The organism is Mycobacterium sp. E2497 (genome assembly GCF_001668695.1).
Taxonomy (GTDB): Bacteria; Actinomycetota; Actinomycetes; order Mycobacteriales; family Mycobacteriaceae; genus Mycobacterium.
The window spans coordinates 41,642-54,464 of sequence record NZ_LZKD01000122.1 but is presented as its reverse complement, the minus strand read 5'-3'; the positions used below and the strand labels follow the sequence as shown (position 1 = coordinate 54,464).

General features: G+C 67.9%; 12 protein-coding genes. 8 read left to right on the top strand and 4 right to left on the bottom strand.

The annotated features are described in order from the left end of the window. Nucleotides 1-160: 160 nt before the first annotated feature. The 5 genes from A5713_RS09645 to A5713_RS09625 all read left to right on the top strand — a co-directional run bounded on the left by A5713_RS09645 (nt 161) and on the right by A5713_RS09625 (nt 5,340). Nucleotides 161-1,738, top strand: coding sequence for a serine hydrolase (locus A5713_RS09645; RefSeq protein WP_068094970.1), 1,578 nt, complete (start codon nt 161-163; stop codon nt 1,736-1,738). Next, entirely contained in the window at nt 1,735-4,107 is a 2,373-nt protein-coding gene (locus tag A5713_RS09640) for a cation-translocating P-type ATPase (RefSeq protein ID WP_068094966.1), read from the top strand. Before A5713_RS09645 ends, A5713_RS09640 begins: the two co-directional genes overlap by 4 nt. A gap of 67 nt (nt 4,108-4,174) precedes the next feature. Next, the gene (locus tag A5713_RS09635) at nt 4,175-4,363 is read left to right on the top strand and encodes an antitoxin (protein WP_067926061.1); all 189 of its coding nucleotides are present in this window, start codon (nt 4,175-4,177) and stop codon (nt 4,361-4,363) included. A 4-nt stretch (nt 4,364-4,367) separates the two neighbouring features. Continuing rightward, nucleotides 4,368-4,841, top strand: coding sequence for an SRPBCC family protein (locus tag A5713_RS09630; protein ID WP_067926058.1), 474 nt, complete (start codon nt 4,368-4,370; stop codon nt 4,839-4,841). A gap of 64 nt (nt 4,842-4,905) precedes the next feature. Continuing rightward, entirely contained in the window at nt 4,906-5,340 is a 435-nt protein-coding gene (locus A5713_RS09625) for a hypothetical protein (RefSeq protein WP_068094963.1), read from the top strand. A gap of 5 nt (nt 5,341-5,345) precedes the next feature. On the opposite strand, the gene A5713_RS09620 is transcribed toward A5713_RS09625, so the two are convergent. The 4 genes from A5713_RS09620 to A5713_RS09605 all read right to left on the bottom strand — a co-directional run bounded on the left by A5713_RS09620 (nt 5,346) and on the right by A5713_RS09605 (nt 10,200). After that, on the bottom strand, nt 5,346-5,828 hold the full coding sequence (locus A5713_RS09620; protein ID WP_067926053.1) for a VOC family protein: 483 nt from the start codon (nt 5,826-5,828) through the stop codon (nt 5,346-5,348). Next, complete coding sequence (locus A5713_RS09615) at nt 5,828-7,342, bottom strand: carotenoid oxygenase family protein (RefSeq protein WP_068094962.1); 1,515 nt, start codon at nt 7,340-7,342, stop codon at nt 5,828-5,830. The genes A5713_RS09620 and A5713_RS09615 overlap by 1 nt, the downstream gene beginning before the upstream one ends. Then, on the bottom strand, nt 7,332-8,570 hold the full coding sequence (locus A5713_RS09610) for an acetyl-CoA acetyltransferase (protein WP_068094959.1): 1,239 nt from the start codon (nt 8,568-8,570) through the stop codon (nt 7,332-7,334). The genes A5713_RS09615 and A5713_RS09610 overlap by 11 nt, the downstream gene beginning before the upstream one ends. 226 nt (nt 8,571-8,796) lie before the next feature. Continuing rightward, complete coding sequence (locus A5713_RS09605; RefSeq protein WP_068094956.1) at nt 8,797-10,200, bottom strand: MFS transporter; 1,404 nt, start codon at nt 10,198-10,200, stop codon at nt 8,797-8,799. Between the two features lie 348 nt (nt 10,201-10,548). On the opposite strand from A5713_RS09605, the gene A5713_RS09600 reads away from it, so the two are divergent. The 3 genes from A5713_RS09600 to A5713_RS09595 all read left to right on the top strand — a co-directional run bounded on the left by A5713_RS09600 (nt 10,549) and on the right by A5713_RS09595 (nt 12,537). Beyond that, nucleotides 10,549-12,024: a DUF4185 domain-containing protein gene (locus A5713_RS09600; RefSeq protein ID WP_068094953.1), complete on the top strand. Its 1,476-nt coding sequence runs from the start codon at nt 10,549-10,551 to the stop codon at nt 12,022-12,024. A gap of 84 nt (nt 12,025-12,108) precedes the next feature. Continuing rightward, complete coding sequence (locus A5713_RS28245) at nt 12,109-12,249, top strand: hypothetical protein (protein WP_156751819.1); 141 nt, start codon at nt 12,109-12,111, stop codon at nt 12,247-12,249. Between the two features lie 48 nt (nt 12,250-12,297). After that, a complete protein-coding gene (locus A5713_RS09595; protein ID WP_068094951.1) occupies nt 12,298-12,537 on the top strand; it encodes a hypothetical protein in 240 nt (79 codons plus the stop codon). The last annotated feature ends 286 nt before the right edge of the window (nt 12,538-12,823 follow it).

Below are 12,823 nucleotides of genomic sequence, written 5' to 3'. Positions count from 1 at the left end.
GCTCTGATTCGGGGTGCAGGCAACCTCGCCGCGCTGAGTTGAATTGCGCGGCTCCTTCTCGCGCCGCACGCGGCGCGCATCGTCGCCGCGCTGAGTTGAATTGCGCGGCTCCTTCTCGCGCCGCACGCGGCGCGCATCGTCGCCGCGCTAGGGTTCCGCCATGACGAAACGCGCGGCCGCCGCCGCTGTCACCGTGCTGCTCGGCATGACCGGATGTGGGCCCGCGCAACCGGTATCCAGCCCGTCCGCGCTCTCTGACGCACCGCCCAACGAGGTGTCCGGTGTGGCGATCCCGGCGGGGCGCATCGATCAGGCGGTGGCAAAGCTCGACGGCCTGGTCGGTGACCTGATGAAGAGCACCGGCGTCCCGGGAATGGCGGTGGCCGTCGTCCACGGTGGAAAGGTGCTGTACGCCAAGGGTTTCGGCATCAAGGACGCGAGCAGAGGGCAGGGACAGGACAACAAGGTGGACGCCGACACGGTCTTCCAGCTGGCGTCGGTGTCCAAATCGGTCGGCTCGACGGTGGTCGCGCATGAAGTGAGCGACGGCGCCGTCGCATGGGACACCCCGGTGGCGGCCAAGTTGCCGTGGCTGACGCTGAGCGATCCGTACGTCACCAGCCACGTGACCCTCGGAGACCTGTATTCGCATCGTTCCGGGCTGCCCGACCACGCCGGTGACAAGCTTGAAGACCTGGGCTACGACCGTCGGCAGACCCTCGAACGGCTGAAGTACCTGCCGCTCGCCCCCTTTCGGATCAGCTACGCCTACACCAACTATGGCGTGACCGCCGCCGCCGAGGCGGTGGCCGCCGCGGCGGGCAAGTCGTGGGAGGACCTGTCTGACGAGGCGCTCTACCGCCCCCTGGGCATGGCGTCGACCAGTTCGCGCTTCGCCGATTTCATCGCACGGCCCAACCACGCGGTCAACCACATCAAGATCGCGGGCAGGTGGGAGGCCCGGTTTCAGCGGGACCCGGACCCGCAGTCGCCTGCCGGCGGGGTGAGCTCCTCGGTCAACGACATGGCCCGCTGGCTGATGATGTTGCTGGGCAACGGAACATACGACGGCCGGCGGATCACCTCACCGGAAGCCCTGCTGGCCGCCACCAGCCCGCAGATCGTTTCGGCGCCCGCGAAAGCGCCCAACGCGCGCTCCGGGTTCTACGGATACGGCTTCAACGCGTCGGTCGATTCTTCGGGGCGCACCCAATACAGCCACTCCGGCGCCTTCGACCTGGGCGCCGCGACGAACTTCGTGGTCATGCCCGCGGAGAACCTGGGCATCATCGCGCTGACGAACGGCGCGCCCTACGGCATCCCGGAAACGCTGACCGCCGAATTCATGGATCTCGTCGTGTACGGCCAGATCCGCGAGGATTGGGCGGCTCTGTACCAGAAGGCGATCGGCTGGCTCAACAATCCCGAGGGCTCGCTGGTCGGCAAGCAGCCGCCGGCCCGGCCCGCCCCGCCCAGGCCGCTCGTCGACTACGCCGGGGTCTATGGGAACGATTACTGGGGACCCGCCGTGGTGACCGAACACGACGGCGCGCTGCAGCTGGCGATGGGTCCGAAGAACCGGACGGTCGCCCTGACGCACTGGGACGGCGACACCTTCACCTTTGCCCTGACCGACGAAAACGCGCCGCCGGGAACGGTTTCCAAGGCAACATTCGCGGGGCCGACACTGAACCTTGAGTACTACGACTCCGACAAGCTGGGAACGTTCACCCGATGATCGCGGGCCTGACCGATGCCGAGGTCGCGCAGCGGGTCACTGAAGGCAAGAGCAACGCCGTCCGGGAGCGTGCCACCCGCAGCATCCCGGACATCGTGCGGGCCAACGTCTTCACCCGGATCAACGCGATCCTGGGGGTGTTGCTGCTGATCGTGGTGGCGACCGGCTCGCTGATCAACGGCATGTTCGGCCTGCTGATCGTAGCCAACAGCGTCGTCGGCATGGTCCAGGAGATCCGGGCCAAAAAGACGCTGGACACCCTCGCCATCGTCGGACAGGCAAAGCCTCTGGTGCGCAGGCAATCCGGGACCCGCACCTTGCTGCCCGCCGAGGTGGTGCTCGACGACATCATCGAACTCGGACCGGGCGACCAGGTGGTCGTCGACGGTCAGGTCCTCGAAGAGGCCAACCTGGAGGTCGACGAGTCGTTGCTGACCGGCGAGGCCGACCCCATCACCAAGGCCGTCGGCGACGCGGTGATGTCGGGCAGCTTCGTCGTCGCCGGCACGGGCGCCTACCGTGCCACGAAGGTGGGACCGGAGGCCTATGCCGCCAGGCTCGCCGAGGAGGCCAGCAAGTTCACGCTGGTCAAATCCGAACTGCGCAACGGCATCAACCGGATCCTGCAGTTCATCACCTACCTGCTGGTGCCGGCCGGACTGCTGACGATCTACACCCAGTTGTTCACCACCCACGTGGGCTGGCGGCAGTCCGTGCTGCGGGCGGTGGGTGCGCTGGTGCCGATGGTGCCCGAGGGCCTGGTGCTGTTGACGTCGGTCGCCTTCGCCGTCGGGGTTATCCGGCTCGGCCAGCGCCGGTGCCTGGTGCAGGAGCTGCCCGCCATCGAGGGACTCGCGCGGGTCGACGTGGTCTGCGCGGACAAGACGGGCACGCTCACCGAGAACGGCATGCGCGTCGCGGGCGTCGAGGAACTCGAAGCGGCACGGCGGCACAGCGTCGACGACGCGCTGGCGGCACTGGCCGCCGCCGACCCGCGCCCCAACGCCAGCATGCAGGCGATCGCCGAGACCTATCGCCGGCCGCCGGATTGGATCGCCACGGCGACCGCGCCGTTCAAGTCGTCCACCAAGTGGAGCGGGGTGTCCTACTCCGGCCACGGCAACTGGGTGATCGGGGCGCCGGATATGCTGCTCGACCCGGCGTCGGCCGCGGCCGAACGCGCCGAGCGGATCGGCGCGCAAGGTCTGCGGGTGCTGCTCGTGGGCACCGGCGACGTGGCCGTCAACCACCCGGACGCCCCGGGCCGCGTCACCCCCGTCGCGCTGGTGGTCCTCGAGCAAAGGGTGCGTCCTGACGCCGCGGAAACGCTGGATTACTTTGCCGAACAAGGGGTTTCCGTCAAGGTGATCTCCGGCGACAACGCGGTGTCCGTCGCGGCCGTCGCCGACCAGCTCGGGCTGCGCGGTGAAACCATGGACGCGCGCCGGCTACCGTCCGGGCCCGCGCAACTGGCCGACGCGCTGGACACGCACACCACCTTCGGGCGCGTGCGGCCCGACCAGAAGCGGGCGATGGTGCACGCCCTGCAATCGCACGGGCACACCGTCGCGATGACCGGCGACGGCGTCAACGACGTGCTGGCCCTCAAGGATGCCGACATCGGCGTCGCGATGGGAGCCGGCAGCCCGGCATCGCGCGCCGTCGCGCAGATCGTGTTGCTGGACAACCGGTTTGCCACCCTGCCGTATGTCGTCGGCGAGGGCCGGCGGGTGATCGGCAATATCGAGCGGGTGGCCAACCTGTTCTTGACCAAGACCGTCTACTCGGTCCTGCTGGCGCTGCTGGTGGGCATCGAATGCCTGTTCGCCGGGCCGCTCAAGGCCGACCCCCTGCTGTACCCGTTCCAGCCCATCCACGTCACCATCGCCGCGTGGTTCACCATCGGAATCCCGGCGTTCATCCTGTCGCTGGCCCCCAACAACGAACGCGCCAATCCCGGGTTCGTGCGGCGGGTGCTCACTTCGGCGTTGCCGTCCGGGCTGATCGTCGGCGCCGCGACGTTCGCCTCCTACCTGGTGGCCTATCACGGCCGGCACGCGACGTTTCAGGAACAGGAGCAGGCGTCGACCGCGGCCCTGATCACGCTGCTGATGACGGCGCTGTGGGTGCTCGCGGTGGTGGCGCGGCCCTACCAGTGGTGGCGGGTCGCGCTGGTCATCGGCTCCGGCCTGGCCTACGTGGTGATCTTCAGCCTCCCGCTGGCCCGCAAGGCGTTCCTGCTCGATCCCTCCAATGTCGTGGTGACGTCGACAGCCGCGGGGATCGGCGTGCTGGGCGCCGCCGCCGTCGAGGCGATGTGGTGGATGCGGGCCCGGATCCTGGGCGTGCACCCGCGGTTGTGGCGCTGACCGCCCGATCGCCCGCGTGTGCGGTTCCACCGGGCAAGTAGGATTTCGGCGGGGAAAGGACGGGCACATGGGATTCCTGGACAAGGCCAAAGAGCTGTTGTCGCAGAACGCCGACAAGGTCGAGACGGCGATCGACAAGGCCGGCGAATTCGTCGACGACAAGACGCAGGGCAAGTACTCCGACACCATCCACAAAGTGCAAGAAGAGGCCAAGAAGGCGGCCGAACAAGCGGCAAAAGGCGACAACCAGAACTGAGCTCATGGCGAAACTCTCCGGATCCATCGACGTCCCGCTGCCACCCGAGGTGGCCTGGAAGCATGCCTCGGATCTGTCCCGGTATAAGGACTGGCTCACCATTCACCGGGTGTGGCGCAGCACACTGCCCGACGACATCGACAAGGGCACGGTCGTGGAGTCGATCGTCGAAGTCAAGGGCATGTACAACCGGATCAGGTGGACGGTCGTTCGGTACAAGCCACCGGAGGGCATGACGCTCAACGGCGACGGCGTCGGTGGCGTCAAGGTCAAACTCATGGCCAAAGTTCAGCCCGCCGAGGAGGGCTCCGTCGTCAGCTTCGACGTCCACCTCGGTGGCCCGGCACTGTTCGGGCCGATCGGCATGATCGTCGCCGCCGCGCTGCGGGGCGACATCGACACGTCGCTGCAGAACTTCGTCACGGTGTTCACTCGGCCCGACCCCGGCATGAACGGTTCCGGCGGCGGCCACCGCTGACCGAGCAGCGCCACGCTAGCGTGACGCCCACGGGGCCGGTCCCCGGTCGGCTAATCTCGCTGACATGACTCGCCGGCTGCGCCCTGGTTGGCTGGTGGCGCTTTTCGCGCTGGTGATCTCGGCCAGCGCGTGGCTGCCCTGGCTGACTACGGCGGTCAACGGCGGGGGCTGGGCCAGCGGCATCGGGGGCGCTCACGGCAACTTGGAACTTCCGCGGGGGTTCGGCGCCGGCCAGCTCATCGTGCTGTTGTCCTCGGCGCTGCTGGTGACCGGGGCGATGGTGGGTCGCGGCCTGGCGGTGCGGCTCGCTTCGGTTGCGGCGCTGGTGATTTCCTTGCTCATCGTCGCCCTGACGGCGTGGTACTACAAGCTCAACGTCAATCCGCCGGTGTCGGCCCAATACGGCCTCTACGTCGCCGCGATCGCGGCGGTCTGTGCGGTGGTGTGTTCGATCGCCGCCGTCGTCGCGGCGCTGGCTTCCGGTCGGTCCGGTCGCTGAGGTCTCTACGGCGACGGGAACTCGTGTGTCCCCGACGCGGAGCTGTCGGCGGGCTCGTTGACGCCGAACACGAACGGGGCGAACACGATTTCGCGGCCGTCGGGGTCGCGGTAGGTGATCGCGCCCGTCGCCTCCCAGTACGGATGCTGTTCGACCGGTTCGATGCCCGCCGCTTGCAGGCGGACGATCGCCGCCTGCTGCGCCTGCCGGTCGGGGAAGTACAGGCACAGCTGTTCGTGGGGGTCCACCGCGACGGGCTCGACAGATTCCACGATCTCCAGGGTCAGGTTCCAGCTGGGCAGGCCGAAGATCGCGCCGTTGCTGCCGTAGCTGTCGCCGAACGTCTCGTAGAGCGGCAACCCCACCAGCTCGCGGTAAAACCGCACCGCCTCTTGGAAGTTCGACGACCGGCGCGCGAAGCGAATGCCGCCGATCGACGCCAGCTGCATCGGCCAGTGCGTGGTCCGGCGGGGCTTGTGGACGTCCATCACAGCCCGACCGCGGTCGCCGCCGACTCCGCGGTGTCCCAGCGCCGGAGCTGCTCGCCGGGCGCCCACGTCGCATGGGTGCCGCTGGAAATGCGCTCCGGCAGTTGAATTCTGCATACCGGGCCGTCGGCCACGCGCGCGGCGTCGAGAACCACGCAATACGAGGCGTCGGTATTCATGTCGGTGGTCAAGGTGATCAGGTAGCCGTCGTCCTCGCCGGTGGCACCGCGCCGCGGCGCCATCGCCGTCTCGCTGCCGTAGACGCCGTCGCCGAAGGAGAATTCCTGTTGGCTACCGGTGCGCAGATCGTGTTTGACCAGCCCGTCGAAAAGGAACCAGCCCGGTTTGCCCGTGGCGGCATAGGCGTAGCGGTAGTCGCTTGCGGCGTAGTCGGGGTTGATGGTCCCGAACTCGGTGACCGACTCCGACAGCCGCTCCTCGCGCACGGCGCCGGTGGCCAGGTTGAAACGCCACCGGTGCAGCCGGGATTGCAGCCGATCCAGCGCCAGGAACCGGAACAGCTTGTCCCACTTGGTGCCACCGTTGTCAATCGGCGAAGGGTCGCCCTCGAAGAAGCCGTCGAGCACGATCTCGTCACCGTCCTCGTAGGCGTTGACGAAGTGCAACACGAACGTGGGGTCCGCCTCGAACCATCGGATGTCCCCGGTTCCGCCGCGGCGGGGCAGGACCGCGAAACGCGACGGCAGGTCGGGATGAAAGCCCGGCAGGTGCACGTCCTGCTCGAGCAGGACGGGGTCCCAGAACAACGGAAAGTCGTTGAGAATCACGTAGTTTTCGGTGAATGCCATGTCGTGCGGCAGCCGCGGCCCGGGCAGGGGGATGTCGACGTAGTGGACGAGCTCGCCGTTCTCGTCGACCACGCCGTAGCGCATGTACGGGTCGCGCTTGCTGTAATTGAAGAACAGCAGTTCACCGGTTCTGCTGTCCACCTTCGGGTGCGCGGACACACCCCACTCGGTGGGGAAGCGCCCGTTCCAGGTCTCCTTGCCCAGGGTTTCACCCGACCACGGATTGACGCGGTAGAGGTCGCCGCACTGGTAGAAGCTGGTCAGCGCGACGCCCCGGTGCACGATGACGTCGGTGCTCGACGCGTCCTTCATCAGGGTGCGAGCGCCCCAGCCGTCCTTGCGCTTGGCCAACTGCACGGGCTCGGCCAGCCCCGGCCAGAGTGGCTCACCGGCCTCGTTCTCCGCCAGGAAGCCGTCGGTGCGCACAAAGCGGTTGCGATAGAAGGCTTTTCCATCGCGGAATCCGACGATGTGCAGCATGCCGTCGCCGTCGAAGGGGTGATACGTCTTCAGGGCGGGGTGCAGCGGATTTTCGGTGTTCCGCAGGTAGATGCCATCCAGGTCGTGCGGGATCTGCCCTTCCACGGCGGTGAGGTCGTCGGCGTTCCACTCGGTGGTCTGGGGACGCCACGGCCCGGTGCGGTAGGGGTGGTCGTCGTCTTCGGGCAGTGTGGACAAGAACTTGCCGACGAGCTCAACGTCCATGTCGCGCGCCTTCCGCCGTGGCGACAACGAAACTCACGGTGGTGGCGGTGCTGCCGCCGAAATTGAGGGTGCCGAACGTCCTCGCCCCGTCGACCTGATACTCGCCGGCCGCGCCACTGACCTGTTTGGCCGCGTCGAGCAGCATGCGCACGCCGGAGGCCCCGACCGGGTGGCCGCCGCCGATGAGGCCGCCGCTGGGATTGATGGGGAGCCGGCCGCCGAGCTCGATCTCGCCGTTTTCGATGGCCTTCCAGGACTCACCGGGGCCGGTCAACCCGATGTGGTCGATGGCCAGGTACTCGCTGGGCGTGAAACAGTCGTGCACCTCGTAGCCGTCGACGTGGTCGAGCGTCAGCCGGGCGCGCCGCAACGCATCGTGCACCGCGGCCCGCACGTGCGGAAGGATGTAGGGGTTCCCCGCGGCTCGGTCCAGCTTCTGCCGCAGGCCCAGTCCCACCGTCCGGTGCCCCCAACCCTCGATGCGGCCGATCGGGCGCGCATCCGGGTGATCGCGCAGATAGGCATCCCCGACCAACACCAATCCTGCGGCACCGTCGGTCATTTGGCTGCAGTCAAAGCGCCGCAACCGGCCCTCGGTGACGGGGTTGGTGGTGTCGTCGTCCGTGATGGGGTCCGGGACCGTCCATGCCCGGGTCTGGGCGTTGGGGTTACGCCGGGCGTTCGCGAAGTTCAGCTGCGCAATGGCGCGCAGATGTGCGTCGTCCAAGCCGTAGCGTCGGTCGTATTCGTCGGCGACCGCGGCGAACATCGACGGCCACACGTACCGCGCGTCGGCCCCCTCGTGACCCGTCCACGCTGCCGCTCCCAGGTGTTGCGCCGCGGTGTCACCGGGCACGGTCTTCTCGAGCTCGATGCCCACCACCAGCGCGGTGTCATAGGCACCGGACCGCAGATCGGCCATCGCGGACAGGGCGGCGACGCTGCCCGACGCGCACGCGGCCTCGTGCCGGGAGGCCGGGGTGTCCCAGAGATCGGGGCAGACCGTCGCGGGCATCGCCCCGAGGTGACCCTGGCGGGCGAACATCTCACCGAAGGCGTTCGCCACGTGGACCACTTCGATGTCGGCGGCGTTGATCTTGGCCGAGGCCAGCGTGGCCTCGACGATCTCGGCGGTCAGGGCGGCGAAGTCGCGGCCCTCTCTGGTGAGGTTGCGGGCGAAATCGGTTTGGCAGCCGCCCAGGATCCAGACGCCGGCTGAGCCATCCATACGCCGCAGGCTACTCCTGGACGGCCTCGTCGTTGGGTCGTATCCGCGAGCGGGTCATGGTTAAGGAGGGCCCGCAAAATGAGGGCGGCCCCGTCGGCTCTCGGGCTGAACCGACGGGACCTAGGCGAACGCGAAGGCCGGCCGACGCGTGCGCCTCTCATGGAACATTGCCCCGTACCGCGGCGGACAAACATGCGGGTTACGCGTGACGGCGTCGCACACGGGTTCAGATGGCGCCCTCGACGAGCTCGCTGCCGTCCGATCGGAGCGCCGCATCGGTCCGTTGTCTGCGGGCGTCGGCGGAGTCGAGGGCGGCCAAGTCGATGCCCTTGGTCTCGGCGGCGGCGAGGACGGCCAGGGCGCTCACCGCGGCGGTTGCGGCCAGGTACCACGCGATGGGCACCGCGGACCGGTAGGTCTCGAGCAGGCGAACCGCGATGATCGGCGCCAGCGAACCGGCCAAGATCGAGGTGACCTGGTAACCGAGGGACACCCCCGAATACCGCATGCGGGTGGGGAACATCTCGGCCATGGCCGCCGGCTGGACCGCGTACATCAGGCCGTGAAAGACCAGACCGATGACGATCGCCGACATGATGACGGCGTTGCGTCCGCTGTTCATCATCGGGAACGCGAAGAAGCCCCAGGTGCACGCGCAGAGCGCGCCGATGAAATAGATTGGCCGCCTGCCCAATCGATCGCTGAGGCTGCCGGCCAGCGGGATGACGGCGAAGTGGACGGCGTGCGCGGCCAGCAGCCACCACAGGATCGTCTTGGTGTCGGCGTGCACGTGGACCTTCAGATAGGTGATGGAGAAGGTGACGACGAGGTAGTACATGGTGTTCTCGCCGAGGCGCATGCCCATGGCGGTGAAAACGCCACGCGGATAGCGCTTTAGCACCTCGACGACACCGAGCCGGCTGGCGTTGATGCGGTCGTCCTGACGCTGCGCTTCGTAGAAGATCGGCGCGTCGGTCACCTTGGTGCGGATGTAGTAACCGATCAGGACCACGACCGCGGACAGCCAGAACCCCACGCGCCAGCCCCAGCCCAGGAACGCCGCATCCGAGAGCGTCGAGGTGAGCACCAGCAGCACCACGGTGGCGAGCATGTTCCCGCCGGGGACGCCGGCCTGCGGCCAGCTGGCCCAGAACCCGCGGTGGGACTTCGGGCTGTGCTCGGCGACCAGCAGGATCGCCCCGCCCCACTCGCCGCCGACGGCGAAGCCCTGCAGGAAGCGCAGCACCACCAGCAACGCCGGGGCCCAGTAGCCGATCTGGGCGAAGGTGGGCAGGCAGCCCATCGCGAACGTGGAGACGCCGACCAGCAGCAGGCTGAGCTGCAGCAGTTTTTTTCGGCCGTACCGGTCGCCGAACTGGCCGAAGACGATGCCGCCGAGGGGGCGGGCGGCGAAGCCCACCGCATAGGTCACGAAGGCGGCCAGGATCGCGTCGAGCTCGTTGCCGCCCCGGGGGAAGAACACTTTGCTGAAGACCAGGGTGGCGGCGGTGCCGTAGAGAAAGAATTCGTACCATTCCACCACCGTGCCCGCCATGGACGCGGCGACCACGCGGCGAAGATAAGCTGGGCTTTGGATCAGCTTGCCGCGCAGATCATTACGCACAGTCATCGGTCGCCCTCCTTGGCGGGCCGCGCACCCGGGCAGCCGGGCCGTGTTTGCCGGGGTTGGCCGCAGCGCTAGCCGACGGCGATGACGGGTGTGCTGGCGGATGGGAGCGTACCTGGCCCCAGGGGCCCATCGCACGGTGTTCGGCGAGATGCTCCGTGGCGGTCAGGCACGCGCCTGCGCGGTCACTGCGATCGGGCGGGTGCTGACGGGGGACCGGCCGCGTTGCGACACGGTCACGGATGCGTACCTTTCGTCGCATCACTAGTCACAACTGCCGCGCTGATCACTATCGTCACATGAGCCAACTGCGGACGTCAATGCGGTGTCCCGCCGCTCGAAAGGTGTTACATGTCGGCGATTCTTCGAAGTGTGTCGCTATCGATGGCGTCGGCGGCCGCTGTCGGACTCGTCTACGTGGTCGGTCCCGCACCGTCGGCCAATGCCACCCCATGCGGCGCGCCGGAAGCGAACGTCGACCCACCCGCCGCGCCGCCGGCGATGCCCGCACCCCAGCCGGTCGTCCAGCCACCCACCGGGCGCAGACCCAGCCACGCCAACGACCAGGCGCCGCTGCCCAAACTGGGCCCGCTGATCTCGTCGTTCCTCAAGCCGGCGATCCCTCGGCAGGTCGCCCCGATGAGGCCGCAGGCGGAGGTGTTACCGCCCGGTCCCAATCCGCCGGCCCCCGGCCGCGCACAGCCGCCGAACGCCGGTCAGTTGCAGCCGAACGCGGCCCCGGTCCCGCCGCCGCAACCCGCGCCGGCGCCGCCCCCCTCGATCGCGGGGGCGCCGACGTCGCTGGTCGACTGGGTGACCGGGCCCGACGGCCCGAACAAGACTCTGCAGCGGTTCAGCATCTCCGGTACCGACCTCGGAATCGCCTGGGACAACGGGGATCCGGCGAACCGCCAGGTGCTGATGGCCTTCGGTGACACCTTCGGCTACTGCAAGGTCAAGGGCCAGCAGTGGCGCTACAACACACTCTTCCGCAGCTCGGACCATGATCTGTCGCACGGCATCCACATCGCCGAAGGCGTCCCCAACGACCGGTACTCGGGTTCACCGGTGTGGGCGCCGAGCCTGTCCAAGCAGGTCGTCAACACCATCCACAAGGCTGCCCACGAGACCGGGATCATTCCCACCGCCGGCATCGCGATCGGCCGGACGCAGTACATGAGCTACATGTCCATCCGGCAGTGGGGCCGCGACGGCGAATGGTCGACGAACTACTCGGCGATCGCGCGGTCCAACGACAACGGCCAGAACTGGGGGATCTTTCCCACCTCGATCCGCACCGCCTCAGCGGACGCCATCCCGGGAGCCGGGTTCACTCCCGGCAACGAGAACTTCCAGATGGGTGCGTTCATGAAGGGCAACGACGGTTACCTCTACCAGTTCGGGACCCCATCGGGACGCGGTGGCGCGGCCTTCCTGTCGCGCGTGCCCCCGGGTCAGCTGCCCGACCTCACCAAGTACCAGTACTGGAACGGCGACGAGGGCGGCCGCTGGGTCCCGAACAATCCGGGTGCGGCCACACCGATCTTCCCGGGGCCGGTGGGCGAGATGTCGGCCCAGTACAACAACTACCTCAAGCAGTATCTGGTGCTTTACACCAACGGCGGCAGCAACGACGTGGTGGCACGCACCGCCCCGACCCCGCAGGGGCCGTGGAGCCCGGAGCAACCGCTGGTGTCGTCGTTCTCCATGCCCGGTGGCATCTACGCGCCGATGATCCACCCGTGGTCGTCGGGGCGCGACCTGTATTTCAACCTGTCGCTGTGGTCGGCGTACGACGTAATGCTGATGCACACCGTCTTGCCCTAATCGTGATCGTGTCGCACCCCCAATAGTCGGTATACGTGTCGCACCCTGAATAGAGCGGGGGCCTAGCGAGAGAGGAGATCGCCGATGATCACCTTCGACAACCCGGCCACATCGACCGCCAGCAAGCCGAGGCGGCCAGACATCGAGGTGCGTATCGAGGGCGTGCACCGCAGGGGCGGCGCCGTCCGGCTGGGCATCGTGCTCGACGGTCGGATGGCAACCTAACCCCACGGGTCGGCCGCCGGCCGCATTGGCCGGGGCAAGATGTAACGCGTGAGTTGGGCCAAGCGCGAGGCGAAGGCACTCGCGGACACGACGCTGACGGGCGATGCGCTGCTCGCCGAGCTCGAAGACTATGTCCGCGTGCACCATCCGCAGCTGACGGACGTTCGGCTCGAGCGCGCAACCGCGACCGAGGAATACGACAACAACGTGCAGCCGCCTCGGCGGTGGTATGTCGTCACCTACCTGGCCGACGATGGCGAGGGTTATGGAGTCGCCAAGGAGTCCTAGGTCGGCGCGGGATCGGCTTCGACACCGATGCACAGGTTTCCGACGCCGGGTAGCGAGGCCAGCGGCGGGCTTGGCGCAACCCCTTGATCTCGACGGCGATTAGCCGCGGCGCACAGTGACCGTCCTCGGAAGCGTGGATCCGCTGCCGTTCCGCGTGGCCTCTGTATTGCAGCTGCGGCGACTCGACGCCGGGCGGCGCGGTCGCGTGGAATCGGCGACCCGGCCGGGGTTCGGCCAAGAACTCACACACCAAGTTAACTTGGTTACTTACGTTGCTGATACTCTT

Bases quoted from the DNA above. Each gene is read 5' to 3' on its own strand.
- A5713_RS09645 (WP_068094970.1), top strand. From the start codon at position 161: ATGACGAAACGCGCGGCCGCCGCCGCTGTCACCGTGCTGCTCGGCATG.
- A5713_RS09640 (WP_068094966.1), top strand. From the start codon at position 1,735: ATGATCGCGGGCCTGACCGATGCCGAGGTCGCGCAGCGGGTCACTGAA.
- A5713_RS09635 (WP_067926061.1), top strand. From the start codon at position 4,175: ATGGGATTCCTGGACAAGGCCAAAGAGCTGTTGTCGCAGAACGCCGAC.
- A5713_RS09630 (WP_067926058.1), top strand. From the start codon at position 4,368: ATGGCGAAACTCTCCGGATCCATCGACGTCCCGCTGCCACCCGAGGTG.
- A5713_RS09625 (WP_068094963.1), top strand. From the start codon at position 4,906: ATGACTCGCCGGCTGCGCCCTGGTTGGCTGGTGGCGCTTTTCGCGCTG.
- A5713_RS09620 (WP_067926053.1), bottom strand. From the start codon at position 5,828: ATGGACGTCCACAAGCCCCGCCGGACCACGCACTGGCCGATGCAGCTG.
- A5713_RS09615 (WP_068094962.1), bottom strand. From the start codon at position 7,342: ATGGACGTTGAGCTCGTCGGCAAGTTCTTGTCCACACTGCCCGAAGAC.
- A5713_RS09610 (WP_068094959.1), bottom strand. From the start codon at position 8,570: ATGGATGGCTCAGCCGGCGTCTGGATCCTGGGCGGCTGCCAAACCGAT.
- A5713_RS09605 (WP_068094956.1), bottom strand. From the start codon at position 10,200: ATGACTGTGCGTAATGATCTGCGCGGCAAGCTGATCCAAAGCCCAGCT.
- A5713_RS09600 (WP_068094953.1), top strand. From the start codon at position 10,549: ATGTCGGCGATTCTTCGAAGTGTGTCGCTATCGATGGCGTCGGCGGCC.
- A5713_RS28245 (WP_156751819.1), top strand. From the start codon at position 12,109: ATGATCACCTTCGACAACCCGGCCACATCGACCGCCAGCAAGCCGAGG.